The organism is Mesorhizobium sp. M0983 (assembly GCF_040318975.1).
Taxonomy (GTDB): Bacteria; Pseudomonadota; Alphaproteobacteria; order Rhizobiales; family Rhizobiaceae; genus Mesorhizobium.
This window is the reverse complement of the sequence record NZ_JAMYNH010000015.1, coordinates 36781-62391: the sequence shown is the minus strand read 5'-3', so window position 1 is coordinate 62391 and position 25611 is coordinate 36781. Positions and strand designations below refer to the sequence as shown.

Sequence of the window (25611 nt, the reverse complement as noted above, 5' to 3'; positions counted from 1 at the left end):
AGTCAGTATTGCGGTTTTCATCGATTGTCCTTTCCTATTATCTGGTTTTCATTGGATCGGCTTTGCCACCATCGGCGAGCGTGACGCTGCCGAGCTTTCCTAAGCCGGTCAGCCTGCCGCCTTCCTTGACCGTGACTTTGCCGGAGACCTCCCCGTCAACGACAAGCAATCCCGAGACTGAAATGTCACCGGCCAAAGAGCCGGTCACGCGCAACTGCGCCCCTGACGCGACTTCCGTCACGCCGGAATAGTTGTTCTTGCCGCTCAGCGTCAGCTTGCCGCCGGCGACAACGAGGCCGCCGCTCATGCCGGCGTCATCAAAGTCCGCTATGGTTCCATCAAATTGCCCGTTGGCTTCTGTCAGGATCAGTCTGCCCGCACCCAGATAGACCTCGCCTTTGCCGTTCAGGTTGCGAATGGCCGTATCGTTGAGGGAGTGCGCCACTCCCCAGGACTTCAGGTGGTTTCCTTTTTGATTGAGGTTGAGCACACCGTCGACCGTGACGCGCGAGGAATGCTCGATGCTGCCCGGCCCGGCCAGGGTAAGACACCCATCGGCCGCGATATGGGTTGTGCCGGTGTAGGTATTGCCCCCGGTCATGCGCACGTCCGCGTCCTTCTCGATCGTGAAGTCGCCGGCGCCGGAGACGATGCCGGCCAGTCCGAGCCATCCCTTGCTTCCAGCATCGCTGGTCGCGCGATTCAGCTGAACTTGATCCTTGGCACCCCCGTCTGTCGTAAAGTTGCCAGCGCTGACAAAATAGGGTGAATATGCGGTCGTCTTGTTTTCCAGATCATACATTACGGAATTGGACTGAAAGAAGGGTAAGCCGATAGTAATTCCATTGCCGTTAACCTCATCACTTTGGCGATCGATAACGACATCGCTGTATTCCTTGTTGTTAAAGCTATCGTCAAATCCAAAGAATTTTAAGTCCATTATATCAGAACTATATTCCTTGATTTGAAATCCTCTCGATCGAAGCTTATTTAAAACACCCTCTGAGGTTATGGAGACAAAAGTCGCCGTTCCTGTATCCAACAACACGGGCCCATTGAAATCAACCGAACGTTTCTTTCCCATATAGTCAAAAGAAATTGTATAACGGTAAGAGCCTTCGTTCACATTGGATGCGTTCGCGCCTGTTTGCGGGAATCTCTTCTGGTAATGTTCGTAAAGCTGAGAACCCAGTTCGCCCCAAGGCATCAGGGCCGTAAACTGGGATCTCAAACTGGGGGACAAATTCAGCGCCAGGCAGGGAACGCAACCCGGTGTGGTCTTCTTTTTTCCAAGATTTGCATTGGCAGAGACCACATAGCCGCTTTGGGTTTGACTGCCGGGGGCAGTGGTCTGATCTCCCGCAAAGATAAAATCGGCGGCTCCAAAGACGCCGTAAAACGTCGTCGAATCACCGGGTTCGCCGTTCTGCATGCTCTTGCGCGCATTAAGATCCGCATAGACCGGCGTATCGCCGTGGTGGCCCACGGGCTTTTGCGTCAATTTCACATCCTCGAGGTCGCCGAAACCCTTTGTGTAGACGTAATCCACCACCCGACCAGCGGCGAAGTCGCCATCGAGGGTTACGACAGGCTTTGAGCGATCATCCGGATCGTAATAGGACAGGCTGTCGAAACGGACCTGTTGTACCCAATCTCCATAGGTGCCGTCTCCATACGGGTACATTCCAGGCTTGCTGCCGGGCACCGGCTTTATGCCGGGGACACTCGAATCGATCTCCGCGTTGAACTCATCCGACCCGGTGTCGAATTCGTACAAACGAGGCGTGGCACCATTGATGCCCACCACGATCCCGAGTTTGTGATAGATGACTTCATCACTGTCGAGTCCGTATTCCCTGACATGTTGCAATGGAATGGATATCGGGCCGGTAGCCTGGGCAAGGCCGGTCCGGCCGTTCTCATCGGCCACAGGGGATACGGCAGGTGATGTGTTCGCTGCCGGAACGCGGCAGCTCGGATCGCCTTCCTGGCACTTCAGGTAACCCTCGAAGTCCTTGACCCGGGATTGCGTCAGGCTGTCCATGCACTGCGCGATGAGCATTGGCGTCATGCTTCCTTCGACCGATCCTGCGGTCTGGAAACTGCACTCCGCGTCGCGAAATTTGACCCAACCCCGCTGTGCTTGAACAAGAAGCGTCTTGGTATCCGCATCGTCGTTCAGGCGGGCTTCGATCTGCTTGTAAAGCTCGTTGAGCTTCTTGTCGGATTGCTTGAACGCGGCATCGGCGCACTCGTTCGGGGCGGCCAGATCCTCGGCATCGGCGCACTTGTTCATGTCCTGAGTAAAGGCGAAAGCTGGCATGGCCAGAACCACGGCAACTGTCAGTATCGCGGTTTTCATCGATTGCCCTCTGTTTAGAACAGCCGGCACGGTCGGCTGCTAGTTGGCATCGTCATCGTCCGATCCGTCAGCGTCGCCGGTACTGTCATCCGACGCATCGTCATTCGTGCTATCGTCGTCGGTGTCGGTGCTGTCCTGGTCATCATCACCGGCCGTTGAGTCTTCATCTTCGTTCTGATCGGTCGAATCGTCCTGATCACCGGAATTATTGTCGTCGGTATTGTCATCCGAGCTATCGTTGTCGGTGTTGTTGTCGTCATCACCATCATCGTCATTCTGATCGCTCGAATCGTCCTGATCATTGGAACTGTCGCCGTCGGTGCTGTCGTCCGAGCTATCGCCATCGGTGTCCGCGTTGTTATCGTCGGAATCGTCATCAGCATCGGGAGGAGTTACGTCTGGACTGGTGTCGCCGGGCAGCGAGTCGTCTTCGCGATAGCTTGTGTCTTCGAGGCTTGTCTCCATCTCGTCGTCGTACTGATCGACGATCTGCGTCCACTCCTCATGGTTATCGACGCTCGTCCATTGCGAGATATTGTTGACCGAGATGTTGGTATTGAAGTTGTTGACGGTGATGTTGGTATTGACCTCGACGACATCTGCGACTTCTGTTCCGCGGTTCACGCCAAACAGAAAACTGGTAGCGCTCACGGTAAGAGCGGCCCATACGAGTCGGTCGACATCGGTCGGCGTCGAAATCGGTTGATGCCGCACTGTGGCAAGCACGTCACCCGGCCGGATGCCTTGCCGCGCGGCAACGCCATGGGGTGCAACGGCCAAGACATACACCCCGCGAAGCTTGGGCGGGATCTGGTAGCGGTGCCGAGAGGCGTGGTTGATGGGTATCAAAACCGCGTTAAGAGCCCGGGAAACATAGGGTTTCGGCAGATCATATTTGCTGGCATGCGCAACATTGATCGTGTGCGGGACGGCTACACTCACAACAGCCGTCATTTTCACTGAAGTTGCCAATGCACGGGCGAACTGCATTATCAGTCTGGACTTTCGAACAGTTTGCATTTTGCACATCCTGCAGCTGATGATTGGAATCGACCTCAGAGGCCCGGCGCCCCGGAGCGCTCACCAATCATTCTCCCCCTGCACCACGGTCAGCGGCAATTCCAGCGATCATCACCGTCATTCCGTAACTTCCTCGGCAAAACACCTTGCCAGATCTTGCGGCGCTCCGAGCTTCTTCGCCCAGGATACCAGTTCAGGTTTTTCCGACGGGTCGGCATAGCCGCCCCACACGTCGCGAAATTGCTTTTTTCCGTCGACCGTCTGGAAGAACATCACGCCGTCGTCGCTCACCGGCGTGGAGACGTAGGCGGCGCTCCAGTTGCCGTTCTCCATGATCGTGATGAACTTCACCCGAGCTGGCTTGACCTTGTTGTCCAACGCCGAGGCAACGAGGGGGGCATATTCCTGCTTGCGCGCCTTCGTCACATCGACCTTTACGCCGTCGCAGGCACCATTCGCGGCGAAAGCGAAGGTCAGCGTCATTCCCAACCCCATGAGGCCGATCATCACGATTTTGGCACATCGCGGGATAAGACCGTTGGATTCAAACATGAGGGCATCCTCTTCGTTCGTATTGGAGGGTCCACTAATCGGAATCGTCGTCGTCCGATGAGTTGTCATCGTCCGGTGTATCGACCTCGCAGCCGATGCCGCGGCAGCCTTGGTAGTTGCCTTGCGTATCGAAGTTCGGATTGCCTTCCTTGTCGTACTGCGGCCTGTCGTCGATGCTTTGATCCCCGTCATCAGGATCGTCGACTTTACATCCGAGCCCATGGCAGCCGATGTAACGGCCCCTGGTATCGAAGTTGGGATTGCCGTTCCTGTCGAACTGCGGCCGGTCGTCTATCTTCCGGCTCCCTTTATGGGACCGATCAACCAGGCAGCCCTTTCCGCGACAACCATCGTAGTCGTCGGTGGTACAACCGAAGATTGCCATCAAAGCAGTGGCCAAGGCCGCACAGATTACGAGTTTCATGATTCATTCCTCCGACTGGCTGGCGGCGGACATCGTCCATATCGGAAGGCCATTGCAGGCGGCGATCGCCGCTTTTGCCGCGAAGGCTGGCGCCAATCGGAGGAGGGCAAAGCTTCGCCAGCCATCGAACGAGAGCCAGGCTGTGGGCGATGCATTCGACGACTTAGTCGACGGTTGCCGTAATCTCTTACGTGGGAGGGAACGCTCCCAGCGGGGGCCGCCGCATTAGCGAATGTCAATATTCCTCTCCATGCTTAGTGCCCCGTCCGCCCAAGCATGCTTCAACAATCCGCTGACGCGGCTGTGCTTCTAAAAAGTTGCATCCGATTCGGCCTGCGGCAAGGAAAAACCCAATATTGCGGGGATGAATTTTGTAAATGCTTAATAATTCGGAACCAGCGCCGGCTATCTTAGCAGATTCTGAAATATGATCGGAAGCAAGTGTGCGGAATACGCTCTTAGCTTCATTCCTCTTTATCTCGTGTTATTGCAAGTAGTTTCATATGTTATTGCGAATTTTCGCACAGCCTTGTAAAATAGCGCGACGGCATCGCTTCTTATATGATCGCTATAATCCGAATCTATTGTGGTATTTTTTTCGAATCCAGCCAAGCCGTTGCGCAGGCCGAAAGAAACGCCGCTCAATCATTCGACTTTTTCAACGCTGCGGCGTGCCGCATAGAGGCGCAGTGGGGGCGCCGCGGCCGCGTTGTGAGCATCTTCCCAGTCGGATTGTCATCGGGTAGCGTGCAGGGGAGGCACGTGAAGGCGCTCTCTTTGGCTAACGCACTGCCACACCTTCAGCAGTTGCCCGTCGGAAGATGGGGCTGGTGTCACAACCCGGTGCTTGCCGCGACAGTTTGTTCCCGTCCCGGTTCATTTCAGCACCGAAGCGAGGGGGGAAGAGATGCACAACCGATTTCGGCAGTGCCTGCGGCAAATGTCGCTGGCAGCGTTGACGATGCTGGCGCTAAACATCCCGGTCCACGCGGCTGATCTCGTCATTGCGATGCCGAACTGGCCGTCGGGCCAGGCCACGGCAAACATCCTCAAGGTCAGCCTGAAGGAAAATTTCGGGCTTGATGCCGACGTGCGCGAGATGGGGACGCTTATCGCCTTTGCCGGCCTCAATTCGGGTGAGGTGGATATTCATCCCGAAATCTGGCTGCCCAACCTCGACAATCTGGTGAAGAAGTATGTGGACGGTGCCGGCACGGTGGCCATCAGCCCCATTGGCGTGCCGGCCTGGCAAGGCATATGCGCGACGCGTGAAGCAGCCGACAAATTTGGAATTCACGACGTTTCGGATCTCAGCGACCCGAAGAAAACCGCCGCGCTGGATACCGACGGTGACGGGCGTGGCGAACTCTGGATAGGCGCTGAGGGTTGGTCCTCAACCGCTATCGAGCGCGTCCGCGCCAACAGCTATGGTTATGCCAAGACAATGACCTTGCTGGAGACGCCCGAGGATGCCGGAATGGCGGCTGTCGATGCCGCGGTCGCCACGGATCATCCAATGGTGTTTGCCTGCTACGCGCCGCACTACGTCTTTGAGCTGCACGACATTGTCCGGCTTACCGAGCCGCCCTTCGATCCGGCAAGGTGGAAGATCGTACTGCCGTCAGAGGACCCGCTCTGGGTCTCGAAGTCCAGTGCGCCGGTGTCATGGGATACCGCCCATTTCCATATCGCCTACGCCACCTCGCTGCGCACAAAATATCCGAAGGTGGTGGCGTTCCTGGAACGGGTCGAGCTGAAGCCCGAGGAAATCACCAAGATGAGTTATGCGCTCCAGGTGGAGCGTCAGGATCCTTACGAATACGCCAAACAATGGGTTGCCGCACAAGGCGCCCGGGTGCAGGGGTGGGCAAATCCATGACCCGAAATCTGATGACCGTGGGGCGCGCCACTCTCCAGCGGAGCTCCCTTGCAACAATTGTCGCGGTAGCGTTCGGTCTTGTCGCGGTGGCGGCGGTGGCTGCGGGAACACAGGTTTTTGACCCGAAAACCCACAAATGGGTGGACTACGATCGCACCAAGGCGCGCAAATACTATGCCGCGCATAATGAAGTGCCCGAGGCATTTCGTCCGCAGATGGTCAAGTTCCGCACCGCGGAAGTGCCGGGCACGATCATCATCGATGGCAACCAGCACTTTCTCTACCTTGTGCAGCCGGGTCAGCAGGCCATGCGCTATGGTATCGGCGTGGGCCGGGAGGGGTTTGGCTGGGCCGGCATCGTGCGCGTCGGCCGTATGGCGGAGTGGCCGACCTGGACACCTCCGGCCGAAATGGTCGCTCGCGATCCAAAGGCGGTGAAATATGCCGGAGGCATGAAGGGGGGGCCGGACAACCCGCTCGGCGCAAGGGCGCTCTACCTCTATGAGCGCGACCAGGACACGATCTACCGGATACACGGCACCCCGGAGCCCTGGACGATCGGGCTCGACGTGTCGTCGGGATGTATCCGGATGAGGAACGACGACATCGTCGATCTCGCATCCCGCGTCAAGGTCGGGGCCAAGGTCATCGTCCTCATGCAGGGGGCGGCACTTTACAAAGGCGTGTGAGGGCATTCGGAGAGGGACAAGCAATGTCGGCAAAAAATGCAGTGAGAACTTCGATTCGGGCGACAGCAATTGGATTCCTGGCTGGAGCCCTTGGCGCTTGCGTCAGCGCGCCATCGCCGCCGCCGCAGGACCAGATGTCCAGGACCAAGGTCGAAACGGCGCCGGCGGACCTTCAGCTGCTTTGCGCCAATGCGGTCGCCAAGGCCAGCGGCGTCGACAGCACCAAGATACTTCCGGTTTCATCAAGCAAGCTCGATTCCAAGACCTACCAGGTCGAACTCGATGCCAGCGGCAAGAAGACAAGCTGCCTCGTGGATACCGACGGCAATGTCAAATCCGTTGAGCCCGTCTGACCCGCTCCGGTCGACGAATTTTGCGACCGATCTGACCATTGGCGCCTTGGGCTGCGGACATGACGATGTTTGGGGGCGGCCAGCCGCGATGAGCGGTTTAGAGAACCCGGGCTAACCGCGCCTGCTTCACCTCAGCCCGATCCGCTTGGCGCCTTGCCGGAACAGCGCCTCGGCGTCCGGCTCGAAGCGGAAGGTGCCGATGAAATCATCGGCGCAGTAGTTCGGCAGCGTCTTGCGCAACGCGGCGGCGAAACCTTGAGCCTCGTCCAGCCGTCCCGCCAGCGCAAGGCAATGCGCGGCGATTGCCAGGATGATGGCATGGGCGTTGGGACGCGCGGCTGCTTTCAGCGCCCATTCGGCGGCTTCGTCAAACTGGCCGAGCCGGACATGCGACATCGCCCTGGCGCCCAGCATGCCGAACAGCAGCGGATCGAAGGGGCTCAGATGCCTGGAATGGTCGGATGAGCCGATCGCGGCCTTCGGGTCGCCGGACTGCGAGTGGACGAAAGACAGGGCATAGTGGCCAAGCGCGAAATTAGGGCTGAGGTCGACGGCGCGTTCCAGCTCGATGAGGGAGCCGTCCTGCTCGCCGCGCAGCCACAGCGCCCGCCCCATGGCCCAATGCGCGGCCGGATTGTGATCGTCGACGAGAAGGCTCTGGCTGGCTGCCTCGAAGGCCATGGCGCTCTCCTGATCGCGGTCGCCCCAGCGCTGGAAGGCATTTTGCCAATGAGTGAAGGAGAGCCCGGCATAAGCGCGGGCGAAGGTAGGATCGAGCTTCAAGGCCAGGTCGAAGAAATGCCGGGCCTGCTCGTTTTCCGCGCGGGTGAAGCGGTACATGTGCCACAGGCCGCGGTGATAGGCCTCCCAGGCATTCAGCGAATTGGGCGCCTTCAGCATGGCGTGGTTACGCTCGACCGTTTCGATCTCGGCCGAGATCGACGAGACGATGCTGTTGCCGATATCATCGAGCACGGCAAAGATGTCGTCCGGCTTGCGCTCGAACGTCTCGGCCCAGACTATCCTGGCCGTGCGCACCTCGACCAGCTCGACCGCGACGTTGACGCGGCCCGCCTGGCAGCGCACCATGCCGGTGGCGACATAGTCGACGTTGAGCCGCCGCCCGGCATCTTCGGGCGCGATGTTTTTCTCCGCCAAGGCAAACACCGAGCCGCGCGCGATGACGAAGAAATCCCTGAGCTTGGCCAGGCGGGTGATGATGTCGTGGGTCAGGCCGTCGGCAACCCCTCCGCGAGGGCCACCAGGAACGCCGCCGATGCCGGCCTGTTCAATAAACGGCATCACCGCAAGCGAAGCCTTGCGCGACGTTGCGGCATTGGGATCGGCAAGCATGATAGGGGATACCGAGAGCGGAACGGCCGGCTGCACCCATGATGACGCGCCGTGCTGACAGCGGATTGCCCGCCATGCGTCGCGAACGGGTCCGAAATCCAGGTCTTCGGACTGGAAGTGCCGTGCGGCGGCCGCAATATGCTCCTCGGCCGCGCCGAACTGGCCGCGCTGGGCGAGCCTCGTCAGCAAGGCCAGATGCACACGGCCGTCGAATGGCGCGAGCTCTAGCCATTTTTCGAGGTGCGCGGACACGTCATCGGAATCGCTGGGTAGCCGCTCGACAAGCTGTTGCAGCACGGCCGCGTGGCATGAGCTGAAGCGGCGGCGCTGAGCGGTCAACCAGCTGTTGAAATGCGGGCTGCGGTCGATCTCCAGCCCGTCGAGGAAATCGCCGGCGAACAGCCGGGAAAGCGCCAGCAGGCGTTCGAGCTCGAGCGTCTCTATTCCCTTCGTCGCGGCGGAGGCAATCTCCACGGCATCCACGGATACACCGTTCAGGTCGAGCGCGACCGTGTCGCCCTGTGCCTCGATCCTGCTCCGATCGGATTCGTCGAGAACGCCTCGAAGCTTGCTGAGGCACCAGCGGAGTTCGCCGCGCGGGTCGTTCGGCACGTCCCACAAAAGCTCGCAGAGCCGGCTGCGGCCGACCGGATGCGGCGCCAGCGCCAGATAGGCGAGCAGCGCACGCAGCTTGCGCGATTTTGGGAGCTGGATGATGATGCCGTTGCGTGCGATCGTCAGCGGGCCGAGCAGGCGCACGGAAAGGCCGGTCACCTCGCCGTCGAGGCTCGATCGGGTGGATTCCACGTGCGTTTCCACGCCTGCTCCCACGCTGGCCAGTCGGCCTTTGTTTTATCACCAAACGCGACACGGTGCATCCGGCGGCGAATTTCCGCGCCGGATGCCGCCATGGCCACATTGCCGGGAGGCAAATGTAGTGCGGCAAGGTCTCGAAACCTCGCCGCCCAAGCCACCGGTCTGTAACCGGCCCGTGACGACAAGAGACAACGACGAAGCGAGGAGATCGACATGTTGCATCAACAGAAAATCAGAACCACCGCCGGGCGCGGCCGCCTGTTCGACAGCATTCTCGACACGGTCGGCGATACGCCGGTGATCCGCATCAACAATCTCGGACCGGATCATGCGACGATCTATGTGAAGGCCGAGTTCTTCAATCCCGCCGCCTCGGTGAAGGACCGGCTGGCGCTCAACATCATCGAGGAAGGCGAGCGCAGCGGCGCCTTGACGCCGGGCCAGACCGTGGTCGAGGCGACCAGCGGCAACACCGGAATCGGCCTTGCCATGGTCTGCGCCCAAAAGGGCTATCCGCTGGTGGTGACGATGGCCGACAGTTTTTCCATCGAACGCCGCAAGCTGATGCGCATGCTGGGCGCCAAGGTGGTGCTGACGCCACGCGCCCAGAAGGGTTTTGGCATGTACAAGAAGGCGGTGGAGCTGGCCGAAGCCAATGGCTGGTTTTTGGCCCGCCAGTTCGAAACCAAGGCCAACGCCGCCATTCACGAGGCGACGACGGCGCGCGAGATCATCAACGATTTCGCCGGCTCGCGGCTCGACTGCTTCGTCACCGGCTATGGCACGGGCGGCACCGTCGTCGGCGTCGGGCGCGTGCTGCGGCAGGAGCGTCCGGAGACCCGGATCGTGCTCGCCGAACCGGCCAACGCGCAGCTGATCGGCAGCGGCAAGCCGCAGCAGCGCGGCGCCGGTGGCGCGCCTGCCGCCAGCCATCCGGCCTTCGAGCCGCATCCGATCCAGGGCTGGACGCCCGACTTCATTCCGGACGTGCTGCAAGAGGCGATCGACGCCAGCCTCTATGACGAGGTGGTGCCGATTGCCGGGCCCGAGGGCATGAAATGGGCCAAGGCGCTGGCGCAGAAGGAAGGGATTTTCACCGGCATCTCCGGCGGAGCGACCTTCGCTGTGGCGCGGCAGATCGCGGAAAAGGCGGCGCCCGGCTCGGTGATCCTGTGCATGCTGCCCGATACTGGCGAACGCTACATGACGACACCGCTGTTCGACGGCATCGAAGCCGAGATGGACGCCGAGGAGACTGCGCTTTCGCAGTCGACGCCCGGCTGCCAGTTTCCGGCGTGACGGCGGCACATCGGGAGCGGCCTGTATGGACACGAGGCCTGGATTGGCCATCACGGCCACCGAGGAAACGCTTGACCCCTCGAACTGGGCCGACGTGCAGGTCCTGTCGCATCGGATCGTCGACGATGCCGTCGCTTACCTGCGCGATGTCAGAGAGCGTCCGGTGTGGCAGGAGATGCCGGTTGATGTGAGGACTTTCTTCACGGCGCCGCTGCCGCGTTCGCCGGCTCCGCTGGCCGAAATCTACGGCGACGTCACAGGGAAGCTGATGCCCTATCCGATGGGCAACATCCATCCGCGCTTCTGGTCCTGGTATATGGGCTCTAGCAATTTCACCGGCGCGCTCGGCGATTTCCTGGCGGCGATCCAGGGCTCCAATCTCGGCGGCGGCAACCATGCCGCCGCGTTGATGGACAACCAGGTCGTCGACTGGTGCAAGGAAATGATGGGCTTTCCGCAATCGGCCAGCGGCACGCTGGTCAGCGGCGGCTCGATGGCCAACATCATCGGGCTGACCGTGGCGCGCAACGCCAAGGCGGGCATCGACATACGCGAGCACGGGGTTGCCGGCATCGACAAGCCACTGCGTTTCTATGGCTCCGACCAGCTTCACTCCTGCCATCGCAAGGCGATGGAGGCGCTCGGCCTCGGCAACCGGGCACTGCGTCGCATCCCGAGCGATGCGGGGCTGCGCATCGACATCGCTGCGTTGCGGGCGGCGATTGTCGAGGACCGTAACGCGGGCTTCAAGCCGGCCTGCGTGATCGGCACGGCCGGGACGGTGAACACCGGCGCGATCGACGATCTGCAAGCGCTGGCAGACCTGGCGTCACAAGAGGATCTGTGGTTCCATGTCGACGGGTGCATCGGCGCCCTGCTTGCGATTGCGCCGGACAATTCGCATCGCGTTGCCGGCATTGAACGCGCCCACTCAATCGCGCTCGATCCGCACAAATGGCTGCACGCGCCATTCGAGGTCGGCTGCGCGCTGATCAGGGATGCCTCCGCGCATCGCGGCACGTTCGCGGTGACGCCGGAATATCTGGAATCGACCCCGCGCGGACTCGCCTCCGGCCACTGGCTGCACGATTTCGGCTTGCAGACGTCACGCGGTTTCCGCGCGCTGAAGGTGTGGATGGCGCTGAGAGAGCACGGCATCGAAAAGTTCGGCCGGCTGATCGATCAGAACATTGCGCAGGGACATCATCTCAGCGCGCTGATCGAGGCGGAACCGGCTCTCGAACTGGTGGCACCGGTGAACATTAACATCGTTTGTTTTCGCCACCGCGGCGACGGGCAGACGGGAGAGAGGCAGAAGGCGCTCAACACCGAGATCATGCTGAGGCTGCAGGAAGAAGGCATCGCCGCCATTTCCGACACGACAGTGCATGGCCAGCATTGCCTCAGGGTGGCGATCAACAACCACCGCACCCGTCGCGACGATCTTGACCTGCTGATCCGGGAAACGGTCCGGCTCGGGCAGGAGATTTCAGCGACGGGCGCGACGGGCTAACGCCGGCCTTTCTTTCGAGCGGCGAGACTAGGCATCGAGCCAGACCTTCTCGAAATGCTGCTCGAGCGACTGGTGCTGCTCGCAGCCATGGACGCCCTTGCGGTAGGTGCGGTAAACCGAGCGCCAGTAGGGCTGGATGATAACGCCGGAATCGCGCAGATTCTGTTCGATCTTGGCCATGAGCTCCTTGCGGGCGCCGGGATCAGGCATCGCCAGCGCCTTGTCGAGTAGACTGTCGAATTCCGGATTGGCATAGGCGCTCTCGTTCCACGCGGCGCCAGACTTATAAGCGAGCGCCAGCACCTGGACGCCGAGCGGCCGGCCGAGCCATTCCGTGCAGGAGAAGGGATATTTGCTCCAATCGTTCCAGAACGTCGCGGCCGGCAGCACAGTGCGCTTGATCTTCAGCCCGGCCTCGCGCATCTGCGCGGCGATGGCGTCGCCGGTGCTCTTCTGCCAGTCGACGTCGACCGAGATGAGTTCGTATTCGTGGTCGGCCTTGCCAGCCTCGGCGAGCAGGGCCTTGGCTTGATCGGTGTTGCGGACGGCCGGGCCGATATCGGCATATTCGGGATGCATCGGCCCGACGTGATGGTTCTCGGCAGGCTTGCCGCGATTGTCCATGCCGATCTTCAGCACGGCGGCGTTGTCGACCGCGAGCTGGGCGGCGCGGCGCACCTTGATGTCGTCATAGGGCGGATTGCCGATGTTGAAACGCGCGACGATGGTCGAGCCGGTGGCGATTTCCGAATTGCTCAGGCCCATGGAGTCGGTCTGCGCAACCGTGTCGGAGGCGGTTTCATGGTCGGTGTCGATCTCGCCCGATTCGAAGGCCGACAGCATGGCGTTGGGATCGGAGCCGTAGTCGACCCATTTGATGCCGTCGAGGTAGAAGTCGCCCTTCCACCATGGCTTGTCCTTACGGCGGACTTCGGCGCCGACCTCGGCGTCCCATGCGACGAGTTCGCAAGGCCCGGTAGTGATCGCCAATGCCTTCAGCGGATCGCCGTCGCCTTCATAGCTGCGGTGCATGATCAGCGCCGGATAGTCGGCCATGCCGGCGATCAGCGAAATGTCGGGCTTGGGCAGATTGAGCCGGACGATGAAATCGTCGACGCGCTCGATGCCGCCGTCGACGGCCTTCTTGGTATCGGCGTTGACCAGTGCGCCCATGCGCGCGGCGACCGAATTGCCGGCGACGGACGCATCGCACCAGCGCGTCAGATTGTGGATCACGTCGTCGGCGTTGAAGGTGTCGCCGTTCGACCAGGTGATGCCCTTGCGGACATGCAGCGTCAGCACGCGGGCGTCGTCGCTGGTTTCCCAGCTCTCGAGCAGCCGTGGCTCGAAGGTGAAGTCGCGCTTCCAGCGCACCAGATATTCGTTGCACTGGCGGGCGACGTTGGACATCTCGACGCCGTCGAAAGTGCGCGGATCCTTCCAGCCCTTGACGTTCATGGCGACACGCAAGATGCCGCCGCGCTTCGGTTCCTCGGCCCTGGCCGGTGACGGCGCAAGCCCGCCCAGCGCCAGCGCGCCGGCAGCGCTGACGCCGAGCGCAGCCATGGTGGCGAGATATTCGCGCCGGTTCATCTGGCCTTTCTTGAAGCCATCGGCGACGGGCTCCGCCTGCGGATGCAATTTCCGGTCGGTCAGCATGAACTTCATCGTAAATCCTCCCTGTCGGGCCGGCGCATCGCGGATGCGGGCTCCTTACGTGGCGTGATGATAGGGCTGGCCTGACCGAAGCAGTGTTCGGGTTTCCGCAGTTGTTGTGCGCTGTTCCGCGACAGTGGAGATTGGAGGACGGTCCGCGTCACTCAGGCCAATCACCTCCGCCCAGCGCGGCTATTGCCGCGATTATGCGCTCAAACGCCTGGCCGGCGCGCGGTACGGTTTTGCGGGCGCGCAGGAAGCTGTGCACCAGCCGCGGCTCTTCGCGCCACCATGCCTTGCCGCCGGCGGCAAGGATGCGATCGCGATAGGCCTTGCCGTCAGCCGACAGCGGGTCGCATTCGGCAGTGATGACGACGGTCGGCGGCAGGCCAGAGAAGTCCGTATCGCCGAGCGGCGAAAATGTCGGGTCTTCCGGCGACTGCCCCTTCCCTGCCCGGATATGCCGATAGAATTCGACGTCGCGCAATGTCAGCAGTGGCGCCTCTGCGTGCTCGACATAGGAGCCGGCGCGCGCTTTGCTGTCCAGCTCGGGGCCGTCTAGCTCGTCACCGCCGAGCTCGGGATAAATCAGCACCTGGCCGATCGCATGGCGAGGATGGCGGCGTGTCGCCTGCGCCACTGCGGCAGCCAGGTTGCCTCCGGCGCTTTCGCCGCAGAGCGCGATCGGCAGGCCGGTCGTCGCCGCAGCCCATTCGAATACGGCCAGCGCATCCTCGAAGGCCGCCGGATCCAGATGCTCGGGCGCCAGCCGGTAGTCTGCGGACAGAACGGGAAAGCCAGTGCCGGCGCAAATCTCGGCGCAGATGTCGTCATGGCTGTCGAGCCCGCCAAGGACGAAGCCGCCGCCGTGATAATAGACGACCATCGCTTGTGGCGCCGTGCCCGCCATCTGGTAACGCCGGACCGGGATCGCATGGTCAATGGCAGGAACCGCGCTGTCGCTGGCCTTGACACCGGACGGATAGGGCTCGCGGAACGCCCGGCACATGGCGTCATAGACCGCCCGCTGCCTGTCGATCGGCATGTAGACGATCTCGGGCGGATACGACTCATTGACCCGGTCGATATAGGCCCACAGCTCCGGATCGAGCAGCGTTTGGTATTTTCCGCGCTCTGTCGTTTCTGGTCGATCGGCCTCGGTGATCATCGCGGCGCGGTCCCGCTCAGAGCTCGGCGTAGAGGCGGGCGGCGTTTTCGTAGCTGAAGCGCAATGGCACCGAGCCCTCGACCTGCCAGGCTTCGACCGTCTCGCCGGCCAGCAGCCGACAGGCGCCGTCGGTGGTGGTGACGGCGCCGCCATAGAGCCGGTTGGCGAGATTGAGAATGGCCGTCTGATGCATCGCCGTGCTGCCGCTGCCGCAGGCATCCTTGACCAGCAGCACGCGAAACCCGAGCGCCACCGCGTCCTTTACGGTGGCATCGATGCAGGCCTCGGTCCAGACGCCGGCAACGACCAGCCACTCGACGCCATCGGCCTTCAGCCGCTCGGCGGCAGGCCCCGCGCGGAAGGCGCTGGCATCGGTCTTGACCAGCATCGTCTCGCCTGTCGCCGGGCCCACTTCCGGACAGATCGCCGTCAGTGGATCGTCCTTGTCGGAAAACGCCGACTTGCCGTTGGCCTCGACCGGGTGGAACGGCCGTGCCGTGGCGAGATCGACGATATAGGCCCAGTGGTACAGGGGCACATTGTTGGCCCGAGCCGCCTGCTGCAGCCGCTGGACGTTGGCGAGAATGTCGCCATAGCCTTCGACCAGATAGCGCTTGTCCCGCCGATGCTCCTCCTGGAGATCGATGAACACCGCCGCCGCCTTGCCGCGCTTGATCGAGATCGGGCTTTTCATGCAAAACTGCCTGTCAGCACTCAAACGTGCCTGTCAAGGAAATCGTCCTCATAGGGAAAGCGCGACAGGAGTTCGGTGCCGGTCTCGGTGATCAGGATCTCGTCCTCCAGCTTGACGCCCTCGCGGCCGCCCTTTTCGCCGATATAGCTTTCGACGCTGACCACCATGCCGGGCACGATGACACCGTCGCGGCCATAGGTCTCGTAATCCATGGCATGCGCGATGAACGGCGTCTCGCCATGCATGCCGACGCCGTGCATGACCGAGGTGTAGCGCTGGTCGACGAAGCGGTCCGGGATCTTCCAGGCCTTTTCGGCAATCTCGCGAAACGCCATGCCCGGCTTGACGACCCCGATGTTGTGCTGAACCTGATCGTGCGCCATGCGGTAGAGCGATCTCTGATAATCGGTCGGCTTGCCCGGGCCGCAGCGGAAGGTGCGCGAAAAGTCCGAATAATAGCCGTAGCAGCCGATCGTGTCGGTATCGAGCGCCAGAAGTTCGCCCGGCCTGATCTTGCGGCCGCTCGCCTCATTGAACCATGGGTTGGTGCGCTGGCCCGAGGTCAGCAAACGGGTTTCGATGAATTCGCCGCCCTGGCGGATCACCTCGCCATACATGATGGCGAACAACTCGTTTTCGGATACGCCGGGCTTGATCGCCTCGCGCACCGCATAGACCGCAGCCTCGGCGCCAGCCATCGACACCTGCAGGCATTTTACTTCCTCTGGCGTCTTGACCGCGCGCACCGCCAAAATCTCGCCCTGGCAATCCCGGACGTCGCAGCCGCGCTTTTCCAACGCCAGTGCCTGCAGATGGCTGCAGCGGTCGAGCCCGAGCTTCATCGAGCCGCCGCCATGCGCCTTGAGCAATTCGGCGATCTCATCGGCGAACGGGCCGGCTGTTTCGTCGTCACGGCCCGACACCGAAGACCAGACCAGCTTCGACGGCCGCGCCTCGTCGATCGTGTCGAGCACCATCGAGACATGGTAGCTCTGCGGATATTCGAACAACACGATCGGCCCTTCGGTCGGGATGAAGAAGTAGCGCGTCGAGTTGCGCAGGAAATAGCCGAACATGTTGCGCGAGCCGGTGGCGTAGCGCTGGTTGTAGGGGTCGAACAGCACGACGCCGCCATAGCCGGCCTCGCGCATCCACGCGCGCAGCTTGACCAGTCGCCCCTTGCGCAGCGCGTCGGCATTGATGAAGGACGGCTCGGTATCCGACAACCACATGCCGCCGGCCGGATCGGCCGCAGCCGGATGCCGCATGCGGTCCTTGAAGTCAACGTCCTCGGTGCTGTCGGGGTCGAAAACGACGATGCTCATGGGTGCCTCCTGGAAGCGAGACCATGGAGCAAAGGACGTGCGGGCGTTGTGCGGAAAACCGCAAATGTTGTGCTGGATGCCGTAGACAGGCTGGCCGGACAGCACCCCCCTCTGGCCTGCCGGCCATCTCCCCCTCAGGTGGGGAGATTGGACGTCACTTCAGCTTTCGCCAATCTCCAAAGTTGTCGAGTGAGCTTTGCTTGCGAAGCTACCAATCTCCCCCCTTGAGGGGGAGATGGCCGGCAGGCCAGAGGGGGGTGGGCGGGAACTCAGCGTGGAGCGATTAACGCCGCTAGTGCCTCCTCATCACCTTCGGCGCGTGGCCATGCTCCTCCCGGAACGCGCGGGCAAAGCTCGACATCGAGGCGAAGCCGCAGGCCAGCGCCACGTCGCGCACCATCAGCGTCGAATGCGCCAGCAGGTCGGCGGCGCGCTTGAGGCGCAGACGGCGGTAGTAGCCGTTGGGCGAGATGCTGAGTTCGGAGCGGAAATTGCGTTCGAGCTTATCGGAGGAGACGCCGAGCTTGTTGGCCAGTTCCGCCATGCCGAGCCGCTCTTCGACCGCATCCTCCATGATGGCGATGGCCGACAGCACCAGTTCGTTCTGCACGCCGGTCCGCAGCCTGAGCGGCATCAGCTTGCGGTCGACGCTGGAGCGCAGCGGGCTGTGCACGAACCATTCGGCGACGCCGGCCGCAAGCTCGGCGCCATAATCGTTGGTGATGATCTCCAGCATCATGTCGAGACTGCCGACGCCGCCGGCCGAGGTGAAGCGCTTGCGGTCGATGACATAGAGATCGCGCCTGAGCTCGATATCCGGAAACGCTTCGATGAAAGCCCCCTGGCTGGTCCAGTGCAAGGTGCAGGCATGGCCGTCGAGCAGGCCGGCCCGAGCCAGGAAGAAGGCGGCATCCGCCACCGCGCCGATATGGGCGCCGCCGCGCAGGCTCCTGCGGATCCAGCTCACCGCATCGTGCGCGACGAGATGATCGGCATCGCCGCCCGAGCAGACGACGACACGATCGACCTTCGGCGCGTCATGGGCGGCAAAGCCGGGCTGGATGACGACGCCATTAGAAGCCTCGACCGGGCCTTCGGTGGCGCCGACGATTATCCAGCGATAGCAGTTCCGCTTCGCCAGCACGTTGGCGGCGCGGAGCGGCTCGATCACCGAGCTGAACGCCATCATCGGAAAGCCAGGGAAGACCAGGACGGCGAAGGTGAGAGGGGCTTCGCTTGCCGTCGGTTGGTTGCGTTGTCGGTTGTTCATAGCTTCCGGAGCCGGGAGGATCGGGTCGCTACAATTCAGGCAGAATTGGCCTGGGTCAACGGAATAGCGTGCGGGGCGCGACACAGAACAATTGTCGCTTGTCGGTGATCCTTCACCCCCCTCTGTCCTGCCGACGTCTCGCAAGGTTTCTTGTTACCGGGCTCAACTCGCCAGCGCCTGATCCAGATCCGCAATCAGATCGTCGCCATCCTCGATGCCGGCCGACAAGCGCACCAGCGAATCGGATATCCCGATCTCCGCGCGTTTTTTCGCCGGGATCGAGCCGTGCGTCATCAGTGCGGGGTGCTCGATCAGGCTTTCGACGCCGCCGAGGCTTTCGGCCAGCGTGAACAGTTGCGTGTGCTCGAGGAAGCGCTTGGTGCCGGCGAGGTCGCGGTCGAGCTCGATGGTGATCATGCCGCCGAAGGCGTGCATCTGCCGCCTGGCGATGGCGTGCTGCGGATGGCTGGGCAGGCCGGGATAGATAACACGGCGGATGTCGGGGCGGCTTTCCAGCCAGTGCGCGATCTTCTGGCCGTTCGACGAATGACGCTCCATCCTCAGCGCCAGCGTCTTCAGGCCGCGCAGCGCCAGGAAACTGTCGAATGGCCCGGAAATGGCGCCGATGGCGTTCTGCAGGAACTTCAGCCGATCGGCGAGATCCTTGTTGTCGCCGACCACGGCGACGCCGCCGACCATGTCGGAATGGCCGTTGAGGTATTTCGTCGTCGAGTGAACAACGATATCGATGCCGAGCTCCAGCGGCCGCTGCAGATAGGGGCTGCAGAAAGTGTTGTCGGCGACCGACAGCACGCCTTTGCGCCTGGCCAATGCCGCGACGCCTTCGAGATCGACGACACGCAGCAGTGGATTGGTCGGCGTCTCGACCCAGAGCAGCTTGGTTTCCGGGCGGATCGCCGCTTCGACCGCGGCAAGATCAGTGAAGTCAACGAAGTCGACCTGGAGGTTGGCCGAGCGCTTGCGCACCCGCTCAAGCAGCCGAAACGTGCCGCCATAGATGTCGTCGGTGGCGACGATGTGGGCGCCGGAATCGAGCAGTTCGAAAATAGTGGCGATCGCCGCCAGCCCCGAAGCGAAGGCGAAGGCGGCTGTGCCGCTTTCGAGGTCGGCCACAGCGCGCTCGAAGGCAAAGCGGGTCGGGTTCTGGCTGCGGGCATATTCAAAACCCTTGTGCACGCCCGGGCTCTGCTGGCCATAGGTCGAGGTCGCGTAGATCGGCACCATCACCGCGCCCGTCGTCGGGTCGTGGCTCTGGCCGCCATGGATGGTGCGCGTCGAGAAGGCGAGGCGGTTCCTGCCCGATACGGTGGCTTTGACGGTCATCGGGCGCGCCTCAGATGGTTGATCAGGTCGATACGGGTTATCAGGCCAATGAATTCGTCGCCATCGAAGACGATAGCGACCTCGTTGCGGTCGAACACCGGCAGCAGCGCATCCAGCGTCTGGCTGGCCTGCAGCGTGTGCAGGGTAGAGGTCATGGCCGTACTGACCGGGGCCTTGAAGCGGTCCCAGCGGCTGTCATAGGGGCCTTCGACCTTGGCCAGGATATCGCTTTCGTCGATGATGCCGACGAGCTTGCCCTCGTCCAGCACCGGCAGCTGCGAAACATCCGAGCGGCGCATGCGGCCATAGGCGTTGAGCAGGCTTTCGTCGGGGCCGACATACACGGTGTCGCCGGTGCGATGCGAGCGCATCACCAGATCGCGCAAATCGCCATGCTGCTCCTGCTCGGCAAGGCCCTGTTCGGCCAACCAGAAGTCGTCGAACACTTTCGACAGATACTTGTTGCCGCTGTCGCAGACGAAGGTGACGACGCGCTTCGGCACGGTCTGCTCGCGGCAATAGCGGAGCGCCGTCGAAAGCAGCGTGCCGGAAGACGAGCCGGCGAGGATGCCTTCCTTCGAAAGCAGGTCGCGCACCGCCAGCATGCTCTGCTTGTCGGGGATGGAATAGGCCTTCCTGACCAGCGACAGATCGGCATTGGGCGGGACGAAATCCTCGCCGATGCCTTCGACGGTCCAGCTTCCGGCCTCTACCATCTTGCCGGTCTTGATCAAAGGCGCCAGCACCGAGCCGACCGGATCGGCCAAAATCATCTCGGTCTTCGGCGAGACTTTCGCGAAATAGCGGCCGAGCCCGGTCAGCGTGCCGCCGGAGCCGACACCGACGACAACCGCGTCGACGTCGCCTTCGAGCTGTTGGAAGATTTCCGGTCCGGTCGTGGTTTCATGAGCCAGCGGATTGGCCGGGTTGGCGAACTGGTTGGCATAGAAGGCGCCGGGCAGCTCGACGGCGATCTTTTCGGCCATGTCCTGGTAATATTCGGCATGGCCCTTGCCGACATCGGAGCGCGTCATGCGCACTTCGGCGCCGAGCGCGCGCAAATGCTGGATTTTTTCGCGGGACATCTTGTCGGGAACGACGAGGATGATGCGGTAGCCCTTGGGGATGCCGACCTGGGCGAGGCCGAGACCGGTGTTGCCGGCGGTCGCCTCGACGATGGTGCCGCCGGGCTTCAGTCTGCCCTGTTTTTCGGCGGCGGCAATCATCGACAGCGCGATGCGGTCCTTGATCGAGCCGCCGGGATTCTGGCTTTCGAGCTTGATGAACAGCCGGCACTTGCCGATGTCGAATTTGGTCAGCTCGACGACCGGCGTCTGCCCGATCAGATCGAGAACCGAGGCATAGGGCGGGCGCAAGCGGGACGATGCGTCGTCCGGTGCCACGATCTTGTGCTTGCTCATGTCAGATGCTCCGTTGCCAGAATGAGCAACCGCCCTGGAAGACGGCAACCTACCGTCTTTTCCAGCCGTTTGCAGTTGTAAAGAAGATAGATCGTGCCAATCCGGCCGCCAGCAGGGGAATGGAATTTCGCGAAAGCTTCGCCAGCCTCGAGGCTGGGCAAAAGATTTGCAGAACCTGCTTAGGGTTCAGGCGATCGCGGCCTGGGCTTCGATCTCGATCAGAAAATCCGGATTACCGAGGCCGGCGACGCGCAGCACTTTGATGATCGGGGCACGCCGCGGTTTGCCCAGAAGGCCATCCAGGCGCCGAAGGCCGGCCCTATGTCCAGGTCGCCGGCGATATAGACCGAGAGGCTGACGAGGTCTTCAGGCTTTGCCCCACCGGCTTCGAGCACCTTTGCCAGGTTGGAGAGCGCCTAAGCGGTCTGCGCAGCGAGATCGTCCCTGGCGACGATCCGGCCTTGCGCGTCGACCCCATTCTGGCCGCCGACCAGCACGATGCGCGCGGATGGCGGCAGCGACACGCCTTGCGAATAGGCCGGGTTGCTGTGCATGCCCTCGGGGTTCAGCCTTTCGATGGTCACTGCGCTTTTCCTCCTCAGCGAAAACTATACCGCGGCCGCCTGGCCGTCCGTAGGGTCGCACGGCACAGAACGGCAATCGTGCGGCCGTTTCAACGCACCATCTCGTTCGTTGCCGCCGCTGATTCCGCCATGCTACCCGGCGCTGGTCGAACAGCAATGCAAGGAATGGCCGATGAAGATTCTTGCCTATGACAATTTCAAGCCCGGCGTCACGCTCGACGACCTGCGGCCTTATTTGCGCGACGAAGTGTCGAACGTCTGGCGGCTCTGGAAGGCGGGGATCGTGCGCGAGAATTATGCGCGCGGCGATATTGGCGGCGTCATCATCGTCTTCGAGCTCGACAGCGTCGCGGAAGCGCGGCGCTACACCGAGGACTTCCCGCTGTCCAAGGCCGGGCTGCTGGAATGGCACTTCATCGCCTTTGACGCGCCATTGCCGCTGGAATTCCTGTTCGACCCGACCGTCGACATCGCCAAGCCGTGGGACCGGACGGCGGCATGATCCGGTCGCGCGACGGGATCGAAATCCCGGCCAGCCTGGCTGAGTGGTGCGATCCGCGCCGCACGGCGCTGGTGGTCTACGACATGCAGGTCGGCATCTGCCGCCAGGTGGCCGGCGCCGCCACCATCGTCGAGCGCACCGGCACGGTGCTGGAAGCGGCGCGCGTGGCCGGAATGCGGGTGGCGTTCACGCGCCATCTGTCGCTGCCGCGCAAATGGATGGGCGCGACGCAGCTGCGCACCGCCATGGCCTGGCAGCGGCGCGACAGCCCCGACACAGTTGAGCCGTGGTTCCCGCGCGACGCCGAAGCGACGCGGATCGTGCCCGAGCTGGAACCCCGCGATGACGAGGCGGTGTTCGACAAGCTCACGATGTCGGCCTTCGATTCCACCGCGCTCGGCTTTGCCTTGCGCGATTGCGGCGTGCGCACGATAGCGCTCGCAGGCATCGCCATGGAGATCGGCATCGAGCCAACCGTTCGCCAGGCGACCGACAATGGCTTTGTCGCCGTGGTCATCGAGGATGCCTGTGGCTTCGGCAACCGCGAGGCGCGCGACCGCTCGATGGCGACGCTACGCTTCCTCGGCGAAGCCGTTGTCACCGATGTCGCCAGCTTCTGCAGCGCGCTTGCCGGACCGGGTTGAGGACAGTCGGCTTGCTAGAGCGATCCACCCTTTCACGCAAACGTCGAACCGCTCCATCGCTTTGTCTCGCAATTGCGGACAGAAAACCGCTCCGCGCTTCCCGGAATTGATCTAGGTGGCTGCGCTATCGGTGCGAAAACGCACGCCCTCGGCGCGGCCATGCACGCTTCCCCAGTCGTAGAGCGCCTGGAGCGCGGCGGCGAGATCTTCACCGCGCCCGGTCAAGGCGTAGCGCCCCTTGCCGTCGGGCGACATCTCGAGCGTGACGAAGCCGATCTCGACAAGCTCGGCCAGGCGCTGCGTCAGCATCTTGTCCGAGAGCGAGGGGATCAGCCGGCGCAGGTCGGAATAGCGCATCGGCTGTTCCTTGACGTGCGCCAGGATCACCGTCTTCCATTTGCCGCCGAGCGCGTCGAGCGCGAACTCGACCGGGCAGCCGTAGAGTCTTCCGCGTTGGGTCATGCGCCATGGTAGGCAAGGCATGGTGACGACGGAAGCAGAATTCGCCCGGTCATCTGGCCAGGGGTCGCGGCTCACGGCCTCGCCGGCCACAAAATCCAGGGAGGAGAACGAAGATGAGCGTACGCGACGCCAATCCGGTCAACGCGCAACAGCCGAAACGTGTGGCGATCGTCATCGCCAACCCGGCTGTCTCGACCACCACGGGCTGGCCGGTCGGCTTCTGGCGGAGCTAGCTCCCGCACCCCTGGTTCGCCTTCACCGCGAGGTTATGCGGTCGAGATCTTTTCACCCAACGGCGGCGGTCTTGCATCCGAAATTGCGTCAAGACAAAGGGGGCCTTATCCGAGCAATCGCTTGCTTAGCCGCGCACACTGCACGCGAATATCGGGAATGGCGTCGATCTCGAAGAAGGTGCCGCGCGTCAGCGGCCCGACCGCCAAAATCTTGGCCGATACTGTGCCATCGCCGGCGATGACCTCGCAGTCCGCGGTCACATCGAGGCCGAGCCGCAGCGGATCCGGCCGTGCCAGCCCACGGTCGACCAGCGACCGCACCACGCTGTTCGAGGTGGTCGAGATATCCCTGGCGATGCCGGTGCAATCATAGATGCGGGCGACATCGAACCTTTCGAGGCGCTGCGTGTGGCGGGACTGGACCTCTACGGTGTAGCCTGCGGCGATGTCGACGATGCGGCCGGCGACAAGCCGGATGCGGCCGGCCTGCACCGCCTCCGTAACGCGGGCGTAGACTTGCGGCGCCATGCGATGGCGGTGGATGTCCCACCACGCCTTGGTGTGCTCGACAAAGCGGCGCTTGGCCGAGGACGGCCAGTTCTGCCAGATCTTCTGGTTGAAGGGCCTCAGACCGTCGACGACGTCGCGCCAGTCGATGCCGGCCTTCTGGTTTTCCCGGATCAGGTCGCGGAACCAGCCGACGAAATAGGAAAGCTGGGTGCCGAGCGGGATATCGGCAACGTCGAGCTTGATGGGATTGCCCTTGCGATGCGGCGAAGGCAGCAGGCCGCGCCGCGACACCGCGACGATCGCGCCGCGATGACCGCGCTGCTCGAGCGACAGAAAGGCATCGACCATGCTCAACCCCGTGCCCAGCACCAGGACTCGGGCTTCGGGGTCGAGCGCGCTGTCGGCCTCGGATCCCATCCTGATCGCGTGGCCCTGCCCCGCCCCCGGCTCCTCGTCATGGCCGGTCGCCAGCACGGCAAGATGCGCAACCACGCTGGTGCCGTTGGCCAGCGCCACCTCGACGCCGGACGCGGTCGGCGAGATCGACAGGCTCTCCTCGCGGATCAGGCGCAGCCGGCCCGTCTGCTGCTCACGCGCCTCGAGTTCGTCGAGCAGCTCCTTGAGATAGCGGGCGTAGACGCTGCGCGGCGCATAGACCGGTGCCTGTTCCGGCGTTGCCAGGCCGCGTTCAAGTAGCCAGCGCGAGAAATTGCCGGGATCGTCGGCATAGGCGCTCATGCCCAACGCGCTGACATTCAGCACATGGGCTGAGAGCAGCGTTGAATAGGCCATGCCTTGCCCAAAATGCGGGCGTTTTTCGACCAGGCTGACGCGGAGATCGGGATTGGGCGACTTCAGCAGATGCGCGGCAAGCACGACGCCGCTGGCGCCGCCACCGACAATGATGATCGAAGTTGGAATGATCGAATTTGCGCGTCCGGTCATGCGCGCACCAATTGTCTTGGGAGCCATTGGTTCCGGAATTCTCGGGTCAGGCTTTGTTGATTCAGGCCTGGATTTTCAACGGCACCGAAAGGTCTTCGTCGCCGGCGATGTCGCGCATCTCGGCGAGGCTGCGCTGGTCCAGCACCTCGGCGATGGCCTGCCGGACCTCCAGCATCAGATGTCGGACTTGGCATGTCGCCTCGTTGCAATCTTCGCAGCGCTGATACTGGGTGCGGCTGGCGCAAGGAATGGGGGCAAGTGGCCCGTCGAGCACGCGCACGACGTGCCCGACCTTGATCTCGTCCGCTGGGCGCGCCAGGCGATAACCGCCCTCCTTGCCCTTGCGGCTCTGGACGAAACCGGCATTGCGCAATTCGCCAAGGATGGCATCGAGGAACTTTTTCGGAATATTGTTTGCGCGGGCGATGTCGTTGACGAAGGCGAGCTGTCCAACCGGCAGGCGCGCCAGATGAACGAGCGCCTTGAGGCCGTACTTACCTTTTTTCGTGAGCATAACCCGAACGTTTCTCTGTCATGCGATGACCCAAGGCCATCGGTTGCGAAACGCCTGGCGTGCCTCCCCGCCGCGTCCA

At 62.4% G+C, this 25611-nt stretch carries 23 protein-coding genes; 7 read left to right on the top strand and 16 right to left on the bottom strand.

The window, feature by feature from the left end:
* Positions 1–37: 37 nt before the first annotated feature.
* The 4 genes from NKH71_RS23850 to NKH71_RS23835 all read right to left on the bottom strand — a co-directional run bounded on the left by NKH71_RS23850 (position 38) and on the right by NKH71_RS23835 (position 4358).
* Complete coding sequence (locus NKH71_RS23850; protein ID WP_352895365.1) at positions 38–2362, bottom strand: lysozyme inhibitor LprI family protein; 2325 nt, start codon at positions 2360–2362, stop codon at positions 38–40.
* Positions 2363–2401: 39 nt separating this feature from the next.
* Positions 2402–3382 carry a PDZ domain-containing protein gene (locus tag NKH71_RS23845; protein WP_352895364.1) on the bottom strand — a complete coding sequence of 327 codons (981 nt, stop codon included), beginning with the start codon at positions 3380–3382 and terminating at the stop codon, positions 2402–2404.
* Positions 3383–3499: 117 nt separating this feature from the next.
* The gene (locus NKH71_RS23840; RefSeq protein WP_352481353.1) at positions 3500–3934 is read right to left on the bottom strand and encodes a hypothetical protein; all 435 of its coding nucleotides are present in this window, start codon (positions 3932–3934) and stop codon (positions 3500–3502) included.
* A 34-nt stretch (positions 3935–3968) separates the two neighbouring features.
* A complete protein-coding gene (locus NKH71_RS23835; RefSeq protein WP_031193957.1) occupies positions 3969–4358 on the bottom strand; it encodes a hypothetical protein in 390 nt (129 codons plus the stop codon).
* Positions 4359–5265: 907 nt separating this feature from the next.
* Between NKH71_RS23835 and NKH71_RS23830 the strand changes: the two genes are divergently transcribed.
* The 3 genes from NKH71_RS23830 to NKH71_RS23820 all read left to right on the top strand — a co-directional run bounded on the left by NKH71_RS23830 (position 5266) and on the right by NKH71_RS23820 (position 7279).
* Positions 5266–6237, top strand: coding sequence for an ABC transporter substrate-binding protein (locus tag NKH71_RS23830; RefSeq protein WP_352895363.1), 972 nt, complete (start codon positions 5266–5268; stop codon positions 6235–6237).
* Positions 6238–6248: 11 nt separating this feature from the next.
* A complete protein-coding gene (locus tag NKH71_RS23825; RefSeq protein WP_502900415.1) occupies positions 6249–6926 on the top strand; it encodes a L,D-transpeptidase in 678 nt (225 codons plus the stop codon).
* Positions 6927–7060: 134 nt separating this feature from the next.
* Positions 7061–7279 carry a hypothetical protein gene (locus NKH71_RS23820; protein ID WP_031212349.1) on the top strand — a complete coding sequence of 73 codons (219 nt, stop codon included), beginning with the start codon at positions 7061–7063 and terminating at the stop codon, positions 7277–7279.
* Between the two features lie 126 nt (positions 7280–7405).
* Here the strand turns inward: NKH71_RS23820 and NKH71_RS23815 are convergent, their stop codons facing one another.
* Positions 7406–9439 (bottom strand): transcriptional regulator, encoded by a 2034-nt coding sequence (locus NKH71_RS23815; RefSeq protein WP_352895362.1) that lies wholly within the window; start codon positions 9437–9439, stop codon positions 7406–7408.
* A gap of 222 nt (positions 9440–9661) precedes the next feature.
* On the opposite strand from NKH71_RS23815, the gene NKH71_RS23810 reads away from it, so the two are divergent.
* Both NKH71_RS23810 and NKH71_RS23805 read left to right on the top strand, forming a co-directional pair.
* Positions 9662–10747 carry a PLP-dependent cysteine synthase family protein gene (locus NKH71_RS23810; RefSeq protein ID WP_352481351.1) on the top strand — a complete coding sequence of 362 codons (1086 nt, stop codon included), beginning with the start codon at positions 9662–9664 and terminating at the stop codon, positions 10745–10747.
* A 25-nt stretch (positions 10748–10772) separates the two neighbouring features.
* The gene (locus tag NKH71_RS23805; RefSeq protein WP_352481350.1) at positions 10773–12260 is read left to right on the top strand and encodes a pyridoxal phosphate-dependent decarboxylase family protein; all 1488 of its coding nucleotides are present in this window, start codon (positions 10773–10775) and stop codon (positions 12258–12260) included.
* Between the two features lie 27 nt (positions 12261–12287).
* On the opposite strand, the gene NKH71_RS23800 is transcribed toward NKH71_RS23805, so the two are convergent.
* From NKH71_RS23800 to NKH71_RS23765, 8 genes are all read right to left on the bottom strand, one after another.
* On the bottom strand, positions 12288–13928 hold the full coding sequence (locus tag NKH71_RS23800; protein WP_352592243.1) for an ABC transporter substrate-binding protein: 1641 nt from the start codon (positions 13926–13928) through the stop codon (positions 12288–12290).
* 148 nt (positions 13929–14076) lie between these two features.
* Entirely contained in the window at positions 14077–15084 is a 1008-nt protein-coding gene (locus tag NKH71_RS23795; RefSeq protein ID WP_352895361.1) for an alpha/beta hydrolase, read from the bottom strand.
* A gap of 16 nt (positions 15085–15100) precedes the next feature.
* Complete coding sequence (locus NKH71_RS23790) at positions 15101–15778, bottom strand: isochorismatase family protein (RefSeq protein ID WP_352481348.1); 678 nt, start codon at positions 15776–15778, stop codon at positions 15101–15103.
* Positions 15779–15798: 20 nt separating this feature from the next.
* Entirely contained in the window at positions 15799–17103 is a 1305-nt protein-coding gene (locus NKH71_RS23785) for a M24 family metallopeptidase (protein WP_023718786.1), read from the bottom strand.
* A 292-nt stretch (positions 17104–17395) separates the two neighbouring features.
* On the bottom strand, positions 17396–18373 hold the full coding sequence (locus tag NKH71_RS23780; RefSeq protein WP_352481347.1) for a GlxA family transcriptional regulator: 978 nt from the start codon (positions 18371–18373) through the stop codon (positions 17396–17398).
* 162 nt (positions 18374–18535) lie between these two features.
* Complete coding sequence (locus NKH71_RS23775; RefSeq protein WP_352481346.1) at positions 18536–19717, bottom strand: cystathionine gamma-synthase; 1182 nt, start codon at positions 19715–19717, stop codon at positions 18536–18538.
* Entirely contained in the window at positions 19714–21138 is a 1425-nt protein-coding gene (locus tag NKH71_RS23770) for a pyridoxal-phosphate dependent enzyme (protein ID WP_352481345.1), read from the bottom strand. The genes NKH71_RS23775 and NKH71_RS23770 overlap by 4 nt, the downstream gene beginning before the upstream one ends.
* A gap of 416 nt (positions 21139–21554) precedes the next feature.
* Positions 21555–21722 (bottom strand): hypothetical protein, encoded by a 168-nt coding sequence (locus NKH71_RS23765; RefSeq protein WP_352481344.1) that lies wholly within the window; start codon positions 21720–21722, stop codon positions 21555–21557.
* A 172-nt stretch (positions 21723–21894) separates the two neighbouring features.
* On the opposite strand from NKH71_RS23765, the gene NKH71_RS23760 reads away from it, so the two are divergent.
* Entirely contained in the window at positions 21895–22224 is a 330-nt protein-coding gene (locus NKH71_RS23760; RefSeq protein ID WP_023718782.1) for a hypothetical protein, read from the top strand.
* A complete protein-coding gene (locus NKH71_RS23755; protein WP_352481343.1) occupies positions 22221–22868 on the top strand; it encodes a cysteine hydrolase family protein in 648 nt (215 codons plus the stop codon). Before NKH71_RS23760 ends, NKH71_RS23755 begins: the two co-directional genes overlap by 4 nt.
* Positions 22869–22979: 111 nt before the next feature.
* On the opposite strand, the gene NKH71_RS23750 is transcribed toward NKH71_RS23755, so the two are convergent.
* The 3 genes from NKH71_RS23750 to NKH71_RS23740 form a co-directional block, all read right to left on the bottom strand.
* Positions 22980–23330 carry a winged helix-turn-helix transcriptional regulator gene (locus tag NKH71_RS23750; protein ID WP_352481342.1) on the bottom strand — a complete coding sequence of 117 codons (351 nt, stop codon included), beginning with the start codon at positions 23328–23330 and terminating at the stop codon, positions 22980–22982.
* Between the two features lie 338 nt (positions 23331–23668).
* Entirely contained in the window at positions 23669–25018 is a 1350-nt protein-coding gene (locus tag NKH71_RS23745; RefSeq protein ID WP_352481341.1) for an FAD/NAD(P)-binding protein, read from the bottom strand.
* 61 nt (positions 25019–25079) lie between these two features.
* Complete coding sequence (locus NKH71_RS23740; protein ID WP_352592220.1) at positions 25080–25532, bottom strand: RrF2 family transcriptional regulator; 453 nt, start codon at positions 25530–25532, stop codon at positions 25080–25082.
* Positions 25533–25611 lie beyond the last annotated feature (79 nt).